Raw genomic sequence first — 16,135 nt, 5'->3', positions numbered from 1 at the left:
ACTTCGTCCACAGGTCGTTGATGCGGACATGGGGCGGGGAGATCTGACGGATGCCGAGTGGGAACGGCTGCTGCCCTTCCTGCCGGTGAGTAACGGTCGTTGCGGCCGGTGGCGGGATCACCGTCAGGTGATCGACGGGATTCTGCACCGGGTGCGGACCGGCGTTCAGTGGCGGGACCTGCCCGAGCGGTTCGGCCCGTGGAAAACCGTCTACGAACGCCACCGGCTGTGGTCAGCCGACGGCACCTGGGAACGTCTGCTGCAGCAGGTCCAGGCTGCAGCAGACGCGGCAGGTGAAATCGACTGGGACATCTCGGTGGACTCCACCATCGTCCGAGCCCATCAGCACGCGGCCGGCGCCCGCACCGATCCGCCCCCTGCGCCCGCCTCAAAGGGGGACGACGAGGTGGAACACCAGGACGAGACGCCGTGGCAGAGCCTCGTCGGCCGCCTGGTGGAGGTGGTGCTGGAAGTGAGGGCTTGGGTCGTTCGCGGGGCGGGTTCACCAGCAAGGTCCATCTGAGCGCGGACGGCCGCTGCCGTCCGCTCTCTCTGGTCATCACTCCAGGTCAAAGGGCCGACTGCACCCAGTTCAAGCCGGTCTTGGAGAAGATCCGCGTCCCCAAACTCGGCCCGGGCAGGCCACGCAAGAAGCCGGACAGCCTCGCCGCGGACAAGGCATACAGCAACGGGCCGTGTCGCGAGTACCTGCGGCGCCGGGGCATCCGGCACACGATCCCGGAGAAGACCGACAGCCATGCGGCCCGTCTGCGCAAGGGTTCACGCGGTGGGCGGCCACCGGGCTTCGACGAGGAGCGGTACAAAAAGCGAAACACCGTCGAACGGACTATCAACCGTTTGAAGCAGTCCCGAGCTGTCGCTACCCGTTACGACAAGCGCGGTTACGTCTACCTTGGCACCGCGACAGCGGCAGCCGTGGCGATCTGGCTCCGGACCTGAAGATCCGGGACGCAGCTCAAAGAACGCCCTCGGCTGGCCTCTGGTGCCCACACGGCACCTGGCCTCCGTTCTTGTCGAAGACCTCGGCATCGTCGCCAGAGTTCACCCAGACCGTGATGCCCTGACCATGCACGACCACATTGAACGGCGACTCCTCCGCCTCCGTCTTCGTCACCACCGTGAACTCCTCGCCCGGACGCATCCAGTGATCGGTTCCCCATGGCTCGACCCACAGGCAGAGCCTGCTGCTGGTCTCGTTGCTCACGCTCGTCTTCGACACGCTCGCACCCTAACCAGCAACATGATCGGCCGGACAAGTCCTAGTCCTCGGGGAGTTCCACGGGCGCGATCTCCTCGTACAGGTCGCCCGGGCCGGGGTTGGTCGCGTCGGTCTCGCCGCCGAGGTGGTGCATGACGCCCCAGACCGCGTTCAGCGCGGTCTGGACGGCGCCCTCGGCCCAGCCGGCCGTCCAGGAGATGTCGTCGCCGGCGAGGAAGATGCCCCGCTTGTCCTCCGGCAGGTCCTCCTGCATGAAGTGGGTGAACAGGCGCCGCTGGTAGCGGTAGTGGCCGGGCAGGTTGGCCTTGAACGCGCCCATGAAGTAGGGCTCGTTCTCCCAGGAGACCGTCACCGGATTACCGATGACGTGCTTCCGGATGTCGACCTTCGGGTAGATCTCGCCGAGCGACTTGAGCATGACCTCCATCCGCTCGTTCGCGGACAGCGGCAGCCACTTCAGGCTGTCGTCGCACCAGGTGTAGGAGAGGCAGATGACGGCGGGCTTGTTGGGGCCGTCGTCGAGGAGGTAGGTGCCCCGCGTCATCCGGTCGGTGAGCGTCATCGACATGACGTCCCGGCCCGTGTCCTCGTCCTTGTCGAGCCAGAAGGGCCGGTCCACGGGCACGAAGAGCTTGCTGGACTCCATGTAGTGGGTCCGCTCGATCGCGGTCCAGTGGTCGATCGGGAAGAGCGAGTCGTCGCAGGCGATCTTCGAGAGCAGCATCCAGGACTGGGCGGTGAAGATGGCCGCCCGGTAGGTGCGGATGTCGCCGTCGGCGTCGGTCACGGTGATGCGGTTGCCGGCGGTGCGGTTCAGCCGGGTCACGGCCGGGCGGGGCTCGCCGTCCACGTGCAGGGACCGCAGGGAGGTGCCGTACGGCCAGTGCACGATCTTCTCCGGCTCGCGCTCCCACAGCCTCAGCGGCAGCTGCTGGGAGCCGCCGACGATGCCGCGGTGGTGGTCGTCGGCCTCGGTGTAGACGACGCGGAGGATCTCCAGGATGGAGTTGGGGAAGTCGGTGTCCCAGCCGCCGGTGCCGAAGCCGACCTGGCCGAAGATCTCGCGGTGCCGGAAGGACTTGAAGGCCTCGGAGTCGCACAGGAAGCCGTAGAAGGTCTGGTTGTCGAGCTTCTCGACCAGCTTCGCCCAGATCTCGCGGATGCGCGGGACGTCGCGCTCGCGCAGGGCGCGGTTCATGTCGGTGAAGTCGGCGCCCTCTTCGAGGCACTTCGCCCAGGCGTCGGCCACGTCCCGGTAGACCTGCGGCAGGTCGTCGAGGGTCTCGGCGTAGTGCGACTCGCCCTTGAGGTCGACGACGGTCGACGACGTGGCCTCGGCGAGGGGGTTGGGGAAGGCCCGGGTCCGAAGGCCCACCAGGTCGATGTAGTGCTGGAGGGCGGTGGAGGACGGCGGAAAGCGCATCGCGCCCATCTCGGCGGTCAGCGAGGGGTCGCAGCCGTCGAAGCCGACGGTGCGCAGGCGGCCGCCGATCCGGTCGGCCTCGTAGACGACGGGCCGCAGACCCATCTTCATCAGCTCGTAGGCGGCCACGATGCCGGACAGGCCGCCGCCGATGACGGCGACCTCGGTGCCGTGCTCGGTGGCGGGTATCTGGCCGAGTCCCGCCGGGTGGGCGAGGAAGTCGTCGTACGCGTACGGGAAGTCCGGCCCGAACATGGTGATCGGCGGCTGCTGCTCGTCTGCGTGTTCGATCGCGTTGGGCACGGTGGACGTCATGGGGGGCGGACTCCTTGCGCGGGTGGAACGGGCGGAACGGGGGGCGTGAAGCGCGGTTCGCGGCTCAGGCGAGGGCGCCGTAGAGGCCGGGGCGGCGGTCCTTCAGGTACGGGTTGGCCTCCCGGGACGCGGCGAGGAAGGCCGGGTCGGCGTCGGCGAGGATCAGCTCCTCCCCCCGTCCGGCGCGGGCGCGGGCGACGCCGTCGGGCCCCGCGAGGGTGGACAGGCCGACGAACTCGAACTCGCCCTCCCGGCCGACGCGGTCGACGTACGCCACGTACATCTGGTTCTCGAAGGCCCGCACCGGCACGACCGACTCGGCGACGAACTGGAAGGGGTGCATCTGCGCGGTCGGGACGAGCAGCAGGTCGGTGCCGGCCAGGGCGTGGGCGCGGACGTTCTCCGGGAACTCGACGTCGTAGCAGATCATCAGGCCCACGGTGAGGCCGTTCAGCTCGGCCTGGACGACGGGCTGCTCGCCGGGGGTGAAGTGGTCGCGCTCGAAGCAGCCGAAGAGGTGGGTCTTGCGGTAGCCCGCGAGCCGGGTGCCGTCCGCGGCGATGAGCTGGACCGAGTTGAAGACGCGCTCCCCGTCCCGCTCGGGATAGCCGTACGCGACGGCCAGGCCGTGGCGCCCGGCGATCTCCGCGACGGCGTCGGCCGCGTCGCCGTCGGCGGGCTCGGCGAGGACGCCGACGGCGTCTCCGATGGCGTATCCGGTCAGGAACAGCTCGGAGGTGACGAGCAGCGCGGCTCCCGCGGCTGCGGCGCGGCCCGCGGCCTCGTCGAGGACCTCGAGGTTCTCGGCGGTGGAGCCGGGGCGGCCGGAGCTCTGGAGCAGGGCGGTGCGCATGCGTGTTCCTCACCGGTCACGAGGGGGGTTCAGGGGGCCAGATAGACGGTACGGTCGGCGGACTCGGCCGGACAAGACGGACCTGTTGCGCGCCGGTGAGCGGATCGTTGCGTGCCCGGGGCACCCCACGGCGATTCGTTGCGCACCCTCCGGCGGGTGCGGTACTCGTCCTCGGGGATCAGACCGGGGCGGCCCTCCCCGCCGCGCGGCGCAGGCGGCTCCCGTCCCGGGCGCGATGGGGCGCGGGCGCGGCGCCGGGACCGTGGTGACCGTTCGGTTCACCGGCTTCGGTCCAGGGGGGACGACCGCCATGAGACGCCGCCCCAACGGTCGCCGCGCTCTGCGCCGCCCTGCTGCTCACCCCCGCCACCACGGGCGCGGCCGTCGCCGCCGGCCCCGACGGGAGACCGCACGACGGCCCGCCCCGAGGGAGGCCGCCGCCCAGACCGGCACCGCCAAGCCGTACCGGTCGGCGGGGGACGACGTCACCTTCACCTTCGACGCCCCTCTGGCGGCCGAGGCCACCGTGGGCCGCCACGACCGGCTCGGCAACAGCTGGGCGGCGGCGGGCAGCCCCGCGGAGGGCGGGGAGCCGCCCCGGTGCGTGGGGTCGGCGCCCTTCGAGAAGGTCAGGAAGGGGACCGGCGACTTCGACGTCGTGCCCTGGCAGCCGCGGCTGTAGTCCGGGCGGCGCCGGCCAGCAGCAGCGCCGTCAGGACGTAGGGCAGCGCGGAGAGCGCGAAGGCGGTGCCGTGGCCCCATGCCGTGGCCGCCGCCGCGTAGGCGCCGTAGGTGGCGAGGTTGCCCAGCTCGGTGCCGAGGCCCGCGACCGAGGTCAGGGTGGCCCGCCCGGTGTCGTCGATGCGCTGCTGGAGGCGGGCGTCGGCCAGCACGGTCGCCAGCTGGAAGCCGCCGAAGGCGAGGGCCACCAGGACCAGGGCGGCCGGTGTGCCGGCCAGGCCGCCCACGGCCAGGGCGAGCGCGGAACCGGTGAGCAGCGCGGCGAACCCGTTGGCGGTCAGGCGCTCCGCCGCACCGGCCAGCAGGCTGCCGGCCGTGGCTCCGGCCCAGATCACCAGCAGCAGCCAGGGCACGGTCTCGGCCGCCACGCCGGTGTCGTGCGCCAGCAGCGGCGTGTACTCGTCGAGCGCGCCCCACACCGCGGTCACGGCCGGCACGAGGAGCAGCGCACCGCGCACGGACCGGTCGGCGCGGGCGTCGGCGAGTCCCGCGCGCAGGGTCGCGGACCAGCGTTCGCCGCCGCCGGAGGGTGTCCGGTGCTCGGGGAACCGGGTGGCCACGGCCGCCGCCGCCAGACAGGCGAGCACGCTCGCGGCGCCCACCGCGTCGTAGCCGCCCAGGGCGAACACCGGGCCGGCCAGGCCCATGGCGGACATGGTCGCGGCGATGCCGATCGCCCGGGCCCGGCCCATGACGCGGGCGTAGTGGCCGGCCGCGCCGGCCCGCTCGAGTTCGTCGTAGACCAGCGCCTCCAGCGCGCCCGAGCCGAGCGCGCCGCCGGCGCCCCACAGCACGAAGCCGAGCGCGAAGGCGCCGTAGGAGGGCGCGAGCACCCACAGTGCGAAGCCGGCGGCGGTGAGCAGCGGGCCGAGGATCAGCAGCAGCCGCCGGGAGACGGCGTCGGCCCAGGCGCCGGAGGGCACTTCGAGCAGGATGCCGGTCAGCGACCACAGGCCGAACAGCGAGGCCGTCTGCCAGACGGACAGGCCGGTGTCGCTGAACAGCAGGGCGTACACCGGGTAGAGCAGGACGAACTCGTCGCAGAACGCGGAGGCGTACAGCGTGCGCACGAGCCGGCGGGTTCCGGCGGGCGCGGTGGCGGCACGCTCGGGCAGAGGTGAGACGGTCATGAGGCCTTCCCGAGGGGGCGGATCGGACACCGGAGTACGGCGTCCGGGGCGGCCCTCGGGAGGAGGCGCTACGGGTGGCGCGGGGGGATCAATGTCGTCGGCTCATGGCACCGATGCTAGACGCCGGCCGGTGTCCTGCCCATGGGATTACGTGGGCGAGCCCGACGAGAAGCGCCGCAGCAGCGGCGAGAGCACCAGCACGGACTTGGTGCGCTCCACGAAGGGCTCCCCGGCGATCCGCTCCAGGACCCGCTCGAAGTGCCGCATGTCGGAGGCGAAGACCTGGGCGACCGCGTCGGCGTCCCCGGTGACGGTGGACGCGGCCACGACCTCCTGGTAGCGCTCCAGGCCCCGCTGGATGGTCTCCGGCGAGGTGTTGCGGCGGCAGAAGATCTCGACGAACCCCTCGGTCTCCCAGCCGAGCGCGGCGGGGTCGACGCGGACGGTGAAGCCGGTGATGGCGCCGGTGGCGCGCAGCCGGTCCACGCGCCGTTTGACGGCGGGTGCGGACAGGCCGACCGACTGCCCGATGTCCGCGTAGGAGCGGCGGGCGTCCTCGGCGAGGGCGTGCACGATGCGTTCGTCGAGATCGTTCAGCACTGCGGGTCGTTCACTTCACTTCTGGTGCGTCCGGGCCTCGGACGGGACCGGTGTGGCGAGTCGGGAGCGGCGGTGGCCGTACACGAAGTAGAACACGAGCCCGACGGCCATCCAGACACCGAAGACCACCCAGGTGACGGTGGACAGGCTCCCCATCATCCAGACGCAGAGGCCGAAGCCCAGCGCGGGCAGGACCGGCGACAACGGCACCCGGAAGGTGCGGCGCATCTCGGGACGGGTCCGGCGCAGCACCACGACGGCGACGTTGACGAGCGCGAAGGCGAAGAGGGTGCCGATGCTGGTGGCGTCGGCGAGCTGGCCGAGCGGGACGGCGGCGGCGAGGACGCCGCAGAACAGGGAGACGATCAGCGTGTTGGCGCGGGGCGCGCCGGTCTTCGGGTGGACCTTGGAGAAGACCTTGGGCACCAGTCCGTCGCGGGACATGGCGAACAGGACGCGGGTCTGGCCGTAGAGGACGGTCAGTACGACGCTGGCGATGGCGACGACCGCGCAGAAGGCCAGCAGGGTGCCCCAGAAGGTCTGCCCGGTGACGTCGGTCATGATCTGCGCGAGGGACGCCTCGGAGTCGGTGAAGGTCCGCCAGGGCTTGGCGCCGACGGCGACGGCCGCGACCAGGACGTACAGCACCGTGACGATGACCAGGGACAGCATGATCGCGCGGGGCAGGTCGCGCTGGGCGTTCTTGGCCTCCTCGCCCGCGGTGGAGGCGGCGTCGAAGCCGATGTAGGAGAAGAAGAGCGTCGCACCTGCCGCGCTGACCCCGGCCATGCCGAGCGGCATGAAGTGCTCGTAGTTGCCGGGGCGGAAGCCCTGCACGCCGATCGCGCAGAAGAGCACCAGGGCCGCGATCTTGACGACGACCATGATCGTGTTGGCGCGGGCGGACTCACGGGCGCCGCCGAGCAGGAACGTCATGGCGAGGAGCACGACGATCAGCGCGGGCAGGTTGAAGATGCCGCCGTCGCCGGGCGGTGCCGACAGGGCCGCGGGGAGGGTGACGCCGATGGTGCCGTCGAGCAGCTCGTTCAGGTACTCGCCCCAGCCGACGGCGACGGCGGCCACGGACACGCCGTACTCCAGGACCAGGCACCAGCCGCAGATCCAGGCGACCAGTTCGCCCATGGTGGCGTAGGCGTACGAGTACGAGGATCCGGCGACCGGGATGGTGCCGGCCAGCTCGGCGTAGGACAGGGCCGAGAAGAGCGCGGTGAGGCCCGCGATGACGAAGGACAGCGTGACGGCCGGGCCGGCCTTGGGGACGGCCTCGCCGAGGACGACGAAGATGCCGGTGCCGAGGGTGGCTCCGATGCTGATCATCGTGAGCTGCCAGAGGCCGAGGGAGCGGCGGAGGCTGCCGCCCTCGCCCTGGCCGCCCTCGGCGACCAGGCGTTCCACCGGCTTGCGGCGCATGAGGCGCGCGGCCAGGCCCGGGGACGGTGGGACGGCCGATGCGTCGTGGGGCGGGGGTGCGCCTTGGTCGAGCACGCGTTGACTCCTTTGTCGCTGCCGGTCGGGCCGCCGGGGTGGGCGGACGGCTCCCGGCGGGTCTGGGGAGCGGCGGGGACCGGCGGGCGCGCTCGTGCAGAACGGGGACCCACCGAGCGGGGTCCCCGCCACGCCACGTACAGCGCAGAACACTACGAGCGGGGCGGTGCCCCGGTAATGCAGCAACCTTGCGCGTTCGGGCACGATCGTTGCGTTCGGCGCGGCAGCGCGGGTGTTCGTTGCGCGCGGGGGTGTGCGGTGGTGCGCCGGGGGGGGCGACGGCGGTGGATCGGGCCTGGTCAGTGGCCGTCCGGCTCGCCCGCGGCGGCGCGTGCCTCGGCCGCGTCCGCGGCGTCGAAGCCGATCTGCCCGGGTTGGCCGCAGGCGGCCTCCTGAGCATCGATCCAGCGCGTGTGCGCCTCCCAGGCGGCCTGCTTGCTGGTGCCGAGGGCGGCGCCGATCTGCGCCCAGGAGGCACCGGCCTCGCGGGCGGCGCGGACGGTGAGCTGGCGCCCGTAGGCGGCCTTGCGGGCGACCACCTCGCTCAGTGCGAGCAGCTCCAGGAGCTGGGGGCGGTCCAGGGCCTCGTCGTCGCTGCCGAACCCGGCGAGGGACTCGCGGGCGCGCAGCTCGTCGAGGCGGGCCACGGCGGTCAGCAGGGTGTGCTGCGGCTCGATGCTCTGCGGTGTCGTCATGCGTCCAGCGTCGCGTCAAGCCTGCCTGACGTCAAGCAGGCCTGACGGGACGGTGGACGTGCCGGGCGCCGGTCAGCTCCAGCTGGCGTGCAGCGGCTTGCCCTCGGCGTAACCGGCGGCGCTCTGGATGCCGACGATGGCCTTCTCCGTGAACTCCTCCAGGGAGCCGGCCCCGGCGTAGGTGCAGGACGAGCGGACGCCCGCGATGATCGCGTCGATCAGGTCCTCGACGCCGGGCCGGGCCGGGTCGAGGAACATCCGCGAGGTGGAGATGCCCTCCTCGAACAGCGCCTTGCGGGCCCGGTCGTACGCCGACTCCTCCGAGGTGCGGTTGCGCACCGCGCGCGCGGAGGCCATGCCGAAGGACTCCTTGTAGGCGCGGCCGTTGGCGTCGTGCTGGAGGTCGCCCGGGGACTCGTAGGTGCCCGCGAACCAGGAGCCGACCATCACGTTGGAGGCGCCGGCCGCGAGGGCCATCGCCACGTCGCGCGGGTGGCGGACGCCGCCGTCGGCCCACACGTGCTTGCCGTACTTCTTCGCCTCGGCGGCGCACTCCAGGACGGCGGAGAACTGCGGCCGGCCCACGCCGGTCATCATGCGGGTGGTGCACATGGCACCGGGGCCGACGCCGACCTTGATGATGTCGGCGCCCGCCTCGATCAGGTCGCGCACACCCTGGGCGGAGACGATGTTGCCCGCGACGATCGGGACCCGCGGGTCGAGGTCGCGCACCACCTTGACGGCGCTGATCATCGATTCCTGGTGGCCGTGCGCGGTGTCGATGACGAGGGTGTCCACACCCGCGTCGAGGAGTTGCTTGGCCTTGCCGGCCACGTCGCCGTTGATGCCGACGGCGGCGGCGATGCGGAGCCTGCCCTGTGCGTCGACGGCCGGGGTGTACAGGGTGGCGCGCAGCGCGCCCTTGCGGGTGAGGATGCCGGCGAGACGGCCGTCCTCGTCCACGGCGGGCGCGTAGCGCCGGTTGGCCGCGTCGAGGGTGTTGAAGGCCTCGCGCGGGTCCAGGTCGGCGTCGATGAGGATCAGGTCCTTGGACATGACCTCCTCGAGCTGGGTGAAGCGGTCCACGCCGTTCAGGTCGGTGTCGGTGACCACGCCGACCGGCTTGCCGTCCTCGTCCACGACGACGCCCGCGTTGTGCGCGCGCTTGGGCAGCAGGGCCAGCGCGTCGGCGACGGTCTGGTGCGGGGCCAGCACGATCGGGGTGTCCAGGACGTGGTGGCGGCTCTTCACCCAGGAGACGACGTCGGTGACGACCTCGATCGGGATGTCCTGCGGGATGACCACGAGGCCGCCGCGCCGGGCCACCGTCTCGGCCATCCGGCGGCCCGCGATGGCGGTCATGTTGGCGACGACCAGCGGGATCGTGGTGCCCGTGCCGTCCGGGGAGCCGAGGTCCACGCCCTGCCGGGAGCCGACGGCGGAGCGGCTCGGCACCATGAACACGTCGTCGTACGTCAGGTCGTACGAGGGCTGGATGTCATTGAGGAAACGCACGTGCTGCACATCCCAGTCGATCAGAGGTGGCCCCCGGACAGGTCAGCCAGGGGGAAAGAGCACGTACTTCATTGTCCCATGACGGGTGGCCGATAATCCCCGGGCAGATCATCCAGGCTGGTCAGCGGCCTCCCTGGAGGATCCTCCAGGGCCGAGGGTGACGAACAGCCCCGGGCCGCGGTCGGTGGCCTCGGCGAAGACCTCCTCGGCGACGGCCCACTCGTCCGGCCGCGCCTCGGCGTACGCCCGCCAGCCCGCCACGACGAGGACCAGACCCCGGTCGGCGGCGCCCTCGGGCCACACGGAGGGGTCGGCGAGGGAGTCGGCGAGGGAGTCCCAGTTCCGGCCGAACCGGTCGGGCAGCGCCAGGTCACGGGCGCAGCGGTCCATCAGGCCCGCTTTGTCCGTGACCCCGCCGAGGTCCAGCGTGACCACGAGCCGTCCCGCGGAGTCCTCGGTCATGTCCCGCGCCCCTTCTCCGTGCTCTCTGCTCTCTCTGCTCTCTGCTCTCCCGTGCCGACCGGCCGTCAGATTCCGTCGGGGTCGGTCCGGTTGAGCGTCGACTTCGGTGCCGAGCCGACCGTCATCAGGTAGTCCGCGGCCGACGTGTCCGTGACCAGGCTGGTGACGAGACCGGAGCGCAGCACCGCGTCGATGGCCGCCGCCTTGCGCTGCCCGCCCGCGATCGCGACGACCTCGGGGATACGCCGGAGCTGGTCGGCCTTGACGGTGATGCACCGCTCCCCCAGGTCCCGCCCGACCCGGCGCCCTTCGGCGTCGAAGAGGTGCGCGGACATCTCGGCGGCGACCCCGAGCGAGGCGTAGTGCGCGCGCTCCTCGTCGCTGAGCATGTCGTGCACGGTCGAGATGCCGGGCTCCCAGGAGCCGATGGAGACGCAGGCGACCGTGACCTTGTCGAAGTACTCGAAGGCCCGGGCGATCCCGGTCTGGTGCCGCAGCGCCTGCGCGGTGGCCGCGTCCGGCAGCAGCATCGGCGCGTAGATGGGGTGGGCGTCGCCGCCCGACACCTGGGCGGCGCGGCGCACGGCCTCCACCGAGCCGCGCTCGGCGGTCCCGGCGTCGTACACGCCCGTCAGCTGCACCACGGTGCACGGCGGCAGCCGGTCGAGCGCCGCCGCCATGTGGATGGTGGACCGGCCCCAGGCCAGGCCCAGCACGTCGCCCTCGTTGACCAGCTCGCCGAGCAGGTCGGCGGCCACCTCCCCCAGGTTCTCCGGGTCGGGTGTCTCCTCGGCGTCGGCCGGGGACTCCACCACGACGGCGTGCCGCAGCCCGTAGCGGGCGCGCAGCGCGTCCGAGCGCTCGGCGTCCAGCTCGGCCGGCACCCGGATCTCGATGCGTACAAGGTCCCGCTCGAGGGCGGTCTCGAGAACCCTGGCCACCTTGAAGCGGCTGACGCCGAACTCCTCCGCGATCTGGATCTTGGACTTGCCCTCGAGGTAGAAGCGGCGGGCCATGGCCGCCGCCTGGACCAGCTCAGCGGGTCCCATCCGCATGGCTGAACGGCCCGCCGACATACCCGACACGGCGATCTCCTCACTGCTGTTCACACTCTGGATACGCCGTTCATCCTTGCAGATTCGGCGCACTTGATCAGCCCTGGTGGGAGCCGTTCACTTTCTGTTCCTCAGTGGTCGCAGGACCAGGATGCCTCGGCGGTCGCCGCGTCTGCCTGCGTGCGCAGTGCACGTACCGCCTCGGCCGGGTCGGACGCCCCGTACACCGCGGACCCCGCGACGAAGACGTCGGCTCCGGCGTCGGCGCACCGCTCGATCGTGGCCGCCGAGACACCGCCGTCGACCTGGAGCCACAGCTCCAGACCGTGCTTCTTGATCAGCTCACGGGTGCGGCGGATCTTGGGAAGCATGATGTCCAGGAACGCCTGCCCACCGAAGCCGGGTTCAACCGTCATGATCAGCAGCATGTCGAGTTCGGGGAGCAGGTCCTCGTAGGGCTCGACCGGCGTCGCGGGCTTGAGCGCCATGGACGCGTGGGCGCCCTTGGCCCGGATCTCCCGGGCCAGCCGCACCGGCGCGGCGGCCGCCTCGGCGTGGAAGGTGACGGAACCGGCGCCCGCCTCCACGTACTGCGGCGCCCAGCGGTCGGGGGCCTCGATCATCAGGTGGCAGTCGAGCGGGGTGTCGGTCGCGCGGGCCAGGGACTCGACCACCGGCACACCGAGCGTGAGGTTCGGGACGAAGTGGTTGTCCATGACGTCGACGTGGAGCCAGTCGGCTCCCTCGACCGCCTTGGCCTCGTCCGCGAGGCGGGCGAAGTCGGCGGACAGGATGCTGGGGTTGATCTGCGCGGCCATGGGCCCAAGCCTGCCATGCCCTCCGGGGGTGGGCCGGGATGGGTCCGGGGTGGTCGGGGTTGTTCGTCGGCCGCGGGCCCGGTGGCGGGTTGCTCGCGCAGTTCCCCGCGCCCCTCTGGGGCGCGTCCAGTGGACGCGGACTACAAGAAGCCCCCGTTCAGACGGCGCCGCAGACAGGGAGGTTCTGGGGTTCGCGCAGGCGGTCCAGTTCTCTGAGGCGGGTGTCCAGGGCCGTCGGGTCGGCGAAGGTGCGCAGTACTGCCAGGTGGAAGGCGTCGCGGGTGGTGCGGGGCATCGCGTCGGAGGCGTCCCAGCAGCGGGTCCGGCCGGGTTCGCGCAGGATGGCCCAGATCTCCCGCTCGGTGGCGTCCTGGTCGGCGTCGGCCGCGGCCGACCTGTTCGCCGTGTACTCCGGCAGCGCGGTGTCCGGATCGGCGAGGTAGCGGATCAGCCGCTCGGCCTCCGGGGTCGGGTTCAGTACGGCCGCGAGGTCGCCGGAGACCTCCCAGGCGCCGGCGTCCGCTCCGGCCCCGGGCACGACCTCGGAGGAGTGGACGTGGTCGCCGCCCTCCTGCCGCCAGTGCCCGGCGCGGAAGGAACCCTGGTGTTCCAGGCTGCCCGGCGCGCAGTCGGCGTCGAAGGCGGTGGTCAGCACCTGCTCGACGCGGGCTCGGTCGCCCGCGCCCACCAGGTCGGCCCAGGTCGTCCAGGCCTTGCGCACGGCGTCGTCGGTCCACGGCAGCCTGCCGTTGGCCCACTCCTCGTACACCCGTGGGCCGGCCTGCTGGAGCAGGATGTCCTCGACCCAGTCCGTGCCCGGCCAGCCGGACGTCGCGCCGGACTCCAGGCCTGCGCACCACCGTGCGGGAGGGCCGGCCGTCCCGGCCGTCGGTGCCGGTCCGGCGTACCAGACCATGCTCTTGAGGCCGGTCTTCACGGGCAGCCAGTACGTGTGGGCGCCCTGCCCCGGCACGGTGACCTCGGGAGCCCAGAACCGGTCGTAGTCCCCGGCGTCGAAGAGGCCGTCCAGCGGGTGGAGCCGGCCGTCGACGGCGTAGGCGAGCAGTTCGCCGGGGCCGGGCAGCACCGCCACGTCGGGCGGGTTGCCGGCCGCCATGTCGGCGGCCAGCACCTGGCTGAGCGCGGAGCTGCCCTGGTAGACGACGTCGATCCGGTACTTCTCCTCGAACGGCTCGATGACGTGCTCCTCGAACTGCTCGCGTTCCGTGCCGCTCCAGTTGGCGAGCAGGGTGACCGAGCCCTGCCAGTCGCGCGCCCAGCGCACCCCGGCGTACACCCCGGCGCCGAGCAGGACCAGACAGACGCAGAGGATGCCCAGGGTGCGGGCGCCCGGGCGGCTCATCGCCGTCCCCGGAACCGGTACTCGGCGATCCGCGGCCACAGCCCCCACAGCGTCAGCGCCACCACCACGGCCCCTCCCAGCAGTATCCAGTCGGACAGCGAGGCCCAGAACCCGGCGTCCGCGAGCGCGCCCTGCACCTCGTCGGCCACCTCGGGGATGGCCTCCGGGGCGGCCGGCGGCACCCGTACCTCGGCGACGGAGTCGGTCATCGCTCGGTGTGCCGAGACGGTCTGCCAGGCCAGTACGGGCACGCCGACGGCGCACACCGCGGTGGCGGCCAGCAACCGCAGTTGCACGGGCCGCCGGAAGCGGCGCCGCAGGAACCGCTGGCTCTCCAGCAGCGCCCCGCACAGGGCCGCGTACAGCACCGCGACCGTGCACCAGCCGAGCCACAGCTGCCAGGGGAAGGCGGCCTGCCGCCGGGCCTCGGCCAGCTGTTCGCCGCGCAGGGCGTCCAGGCGGCTCATGATGTCGCCCTCGGTTCCGGCCTCGGCCTCGAGACCGAGGACCTTCTCGGCGTAGTGGAGGAAGGCCGCGCGCAGCGGTGAGCCCTCCGGTTCGCGGCCCCGGCGCTCCACCCAGCCCGAGTAGACGGCGATCAGCCCGGTGACGGTCTGGACGTCGTGGCGGCCCGCCAGGCCGGTGACGTTCTCCGAGGCGGCCAGGGCGAGGCTCTGCTGGGCGACCGAGACCTGGGTGAGGAACTCGCCGCTGGTGTCCCCCTCGGCGCCGGTCTCGCGGACCACGGCGTTCGCCTGGCGCAGCGCGCTCTGCGCGGTGTCGACGGCGCGGATTCCGGGCGTGCTCGCGGTGGACAGCGGAACGGTGTCGTCGTGCACGCCGCGGTAGGCGAAGAACAGCGCGAGGGTGGTCGCGGTCGCCAGCACGAGCAGCAGCCTGAGTCTGCGGACGAGGTCCCGGCCGGTGGTGCTCACGGCCGCGCCCCGAAGCGGTGGCCGCAGGCCGGGCAGAACCGGGCGGCCGCCGGAGCCTTCCGCGAGCAGGCCGGGCAGGGCACGGTGGCCCCGCCGCCCGGCGCGCCGCCTGCCGCACCGGAGCCGGTCCCGACGCCGGTGCCGGTGCCGGATGCGGGGCCGTAGGTGCTGTGGCTGCTCGCGGTGATCAGGTGCTGGAAGTCGACGGCCGTGACCTCGGGGCGCAGGGCGACCCGGCCGGACGGCGCGTCCTGGATCCGCACCAGCCGGGCCAGCCGGGTCAGCTGCTCGTCGGCGCCCATGGCGTGGGCGAGCCGCACGGCCCGGCCGAGCTGCTGTTCGGCCAGGTCGCGCTGTCCTCGGCGGTGGGCGTCGGTGGCGGCGGCGACGGCCTCGCCGAGCCGCTGGTGCTGCTCGAAGTGCTCGACCTGGGCGTCGGTGTGCCGGGACAGGGCCGGGTCGTCGGTCCAGTGCACCAGGCAGGGCCGCGGCGGCGGCAGCCGGACCTCGCGGCCGCCGGGTACGTCGACGGCGACCACGGCGAGCTGGAGGTCCTCCCCCCGTGGGCGGCCGGTCGGGTCGGCGGCCAGGCACAGCTGGTAGCGGCGCGTCTCGTCGCCCCAGGCCCGGGTGACGAACCGGCCGGTGCCGTCCTCGGCGGTCAGCTCCGCCTCGGTGGGGAAGACCTGTTTGAGGTAGCGCACGGTGCACCCGGGCATGGCGGTCACGGAGACGACCAGTTCGGGGACGGTCTTGGTGAGCAGGCGGTTCATCAGCTGCTCGTACTCACCGGGCAGGGCCTCCTCCTCGCGCACGGACGAGGCGCTGCCGTGCAGTCGGCTGGTGATCCGCAGCAGTTCCCGGCCGTCCCAGCCGTCACCGATGCCCCAGGCGTCGCAGACGAACCGGCCCGCGCACTCCTCCAGCACCCGGGCGAGCGGCATCTGCTCGTCGTGCTGGTTCTTGCCGTCGGTGAGCAGCAGGACGTGCCCGATGGGGGCGTCCTGCTCCGTCAGCAGCCGGCGGCTCAGGTCCAGCCAGGCGCCGATGCAGGTGCCGCCGCCCGCGACCGTCTCGCGCACGGCGCGTTCCGCCCGCGACCGGGTGCGGGCGGAAGCGCGGGCCATGCGCGGGGTGTCCGGGTACACCACGGCCGCCTGCTCGTTGCCCCGGACCACCGCGAACGGGGTGCCGTCGGGGAGCTTGCGGATCGCCGCGACGGCCGCCCGCTGTGCCGCGTGCAGTTTCTCCACCGGCCAGGTCATCGAGCTGGAGCAGTCCATGACCAGCACCTGCGCGAGTACCGGGCCGCCCGGGTGGCCGTCGCCCCCGGTGCCGTCCACGCGCACGCTGAGGATGGCGTGCATCTGCGGGTCGCCCGCCTCGCCGGGCAGGTACTTCCACTGGCTGATCTCCAGTCCGGCGGCCACCTGTCCGGCCGCCTCGCCCGTCCGGGGCGTTCCTGTCTCCACGTCTGCGTGCCC

General features: G+C 72.5%; 15 protein-coding genes and 1 pseudogene. 2 read left to right on the top strand and 14 right to left on the bottom strand.

The features are described 5' to 3' along the window. Nucleotides 1-28 precede the first annotated feature (28 nt). Nucleotides 29-960, top strand: a protein-coding gene (locus R2E43_RS31170; RefSeq protein ID WP_408649106.1) for an IS5 family transposase whose coding sequence is annotated in 2 segments (ribosomal slippage) — nucleotides 29-361 and nucleotides 364-960 — 930 coding nt in all. Because the reading frame shifts where the segments join, the coding sequence is not laid out codon by codon here. 16 nt (nucleotides 961-976) lie between these two features. Here R2E43_RS31170 and R2E43_RS31165 read toward each other — a convergent pair. From R2E43_RS31165 to R2E43_RS31155, 3 genes are all read right to left on the bottom strand, one after another. Next, complete coding sequence (locus tag R2E43_RS31165) at nucleotides 977-1,240, bottom strand: hypothetical protein (RefSeq protein WP_332055754.1); 264 nt, start codon at nucleotides 1,238-1,240, stop codon at nucleotides 977-979. Between the two features lie 40 nt (nucleotides 1,241-1,280). Further along, on the bottom strand, nucleotides 1,281-2,978 hold the full coding sequence (locus R2E43_RS31160; protein WP_332056759.1) for a flavin monoamine oxidase family protein: 1,698 nt from the start codon (nucleotides 2,976-2,978) through the stop codon (nucleotides 1,281-1,283). Between the two features lie 64 nt (nucleotides 2,979-3,042). Then, nucleotides 3,043-3,831 (bottom strand): carbon-nitrogen hydrolase family protein, encoded by a 789-nt coding sequence (locus R2E43_RS31155; protein ID WP_011027793.1) that lies wholly within the window; start codon nucleotides 3,829-3,831, stop codon nucleotides 3,043-3,045. Between the two features lie 350 nt (nucleotides 3,832-4,181). Between R2E43_RS31155 and R2E43_RS31150 the strand changes: the two are divergent. After that, nucleotides 4,182-4,513, top strand: a pseudogene (locus R2E43_RS31150) (hypothetical protein). Here R2E43_RS31150 and R2E43_RS31145 read toward each other — a convergent pair. The 11 genes from R2E43_RS31145 to R2E43_RS31095 form a co-directional block, all read right to left on the bottom strand. Further along, on the bottom strand, nucleotides 4,461-5,702 hold the full coding sequence (locus tag R2E43_RS31145; RefSeq protein WP_030867019.1) for an MFS transporter: 1,242 nt from the start codon (nucleotides 5,700-5,702) through the stop codon (nucleotides 4,461-4,463). The pseudogene R2E43_RS31150 and the gene R2E43_RS31145 sit on opposite strands and share 53 nt — an antisense overlap. Before the next feature lie 147 nt (nucleotides 5,703-5,849). Next, complete coding sequence (locus R2E43_RS31140; RefSeq protein ID WP_003977367.1) at nucleotides 5,850-6,302, bottom strand: Lrp/AsnC family transcriptional regulator; 453 nt, start codon at nucleotides 6,300-6,302, stop codon at nucleotides 5,850-5,852. Between the two features lie 15 nt (nucleotides 6,303-6,317). Then, a complete protein-coding gene (locus tag R2E43_RS31135) occupies nucleotides 6,318-7,808 on the bottom strand; it encodes an amino acid permease (protein ID WP_319120032.1) in 1,491 nt (496 codons plus the stop codon). A gap of 299 nt (nucleotides 7,809-8,107) precedes the next feature. Further along, entirely contained in the window at nucleotides 8,108-8,503 is a 396-nt protein-coding gene (locus tag R2E43_RS31130) for a hypothetical protein (RefSeq protein ID WP_003977365.1), read from the bottom strand. Nucleotides 8,504-8,575: 72 nt separating this feature from the next. Continuing rightward, nucleotides 8,576-10,018: a GuaB1 family IMP dehydrogenase-related protein gene (locus R2E43_RS31125; protein ID WP_162495116.1), complete on the bottom strand. Its 1,443-nt coding sequence runs from the start codon at nucleotides 10,016-10,018 to the stop codon at nucleotides 8,576-8,578. 108 nt (nucleotides 10,019-10,126) lie between these two features. Next, complete coding sequence (locus R2E43_RS31120) at nucleotides 10,127-10,480, bottom strand: barstar family protein (protein WP_003977363.1); 354 nt, start codon at nucleotides 10,478-10,480, stop codon at nucleotides 10,127-10,129. Nucleotides 10,481-10,545: 65 nt separating this feature from the next. After that, a complete protein-coding gene (locus R2E43_RS31115; protein ID WP_003977362.1) occupies nucleotides 10,546-11,589 on the bottom strand; it encodes a sugar-binding transcriptional regulator in 1,044 nt (347 codons plus the stop codon). A gap of 77 nt (nucleotides 11,590-11,666) precedes the next feature. Further along, nucleotides 11,667-12,353, bottom strand: coding sequence for a ribulose-phosphate 3-epimerase (gene rpe / locus R2E43_RS31110; protein ID WP_332056758.1), 687 nt, complete (start codon nucleotides 12,351-12,353; stop codon nucleotides 11,667-11,669). Between the two features lie 157 nt (nucleotides 12,354-12,510). Continuing rightward, nucleotides 12,511-13,716 carry an ABC transporter substrate-binding protein gene (locus R2E43_RS31105; RefSeq protein ID WP_011027799.1) on the bottom strand — a complete coding sequence of 402 codons (1,206 nt, stop codon included), beginning with the start codon at nucleotides 13,714-13,716 and terminating at the stop codon, nucleotides 12,511-12,513. Further along, nucleotides 13,713-14,651, bottom strand: coding sequence for a hypothetical protein (locus tag R2E43_RS31100; RefSeq protein ID WP_011027800.1), 939 nt, complete (start codon nucleotides 14,649-14,651; stop codon nucleotides 13,713-13,715). Before R2E43_RS31100 ends, R2E43_RS31105 begins: the two co-directional genes overlap by 4 nt. Then, on the bottom strand, nucleotides 14,648-16,123 hold the full coding sequence (locus R2E43_RS31095; protein ID WP_011027801.1) for a VWA domain-containing protein: 1,476 nt from the start codon (nucleotides 16,121-16,123) through the stop codon (nucleotides 14,648-14,650). Before R2E43_RS31095 ends, R2E43_RS31100 begins: the two co-directional genes overlap by 4 nt. Nucleotides 16,124-16,135: the final 12 nt, after the last annotated feature.

This window comes from Streptomyces violaceoruber (assembly GCF_033406955.1).
GTDB lineage: Bacteria > Actinomycetota > Actinomycetes > Streptomycetales > Streptomycetaceae > Streptomyces > Streptomyces violaceoruber.
This window is presented reverse-complemented; position numbering and strand designations above follow the sequence as displayed.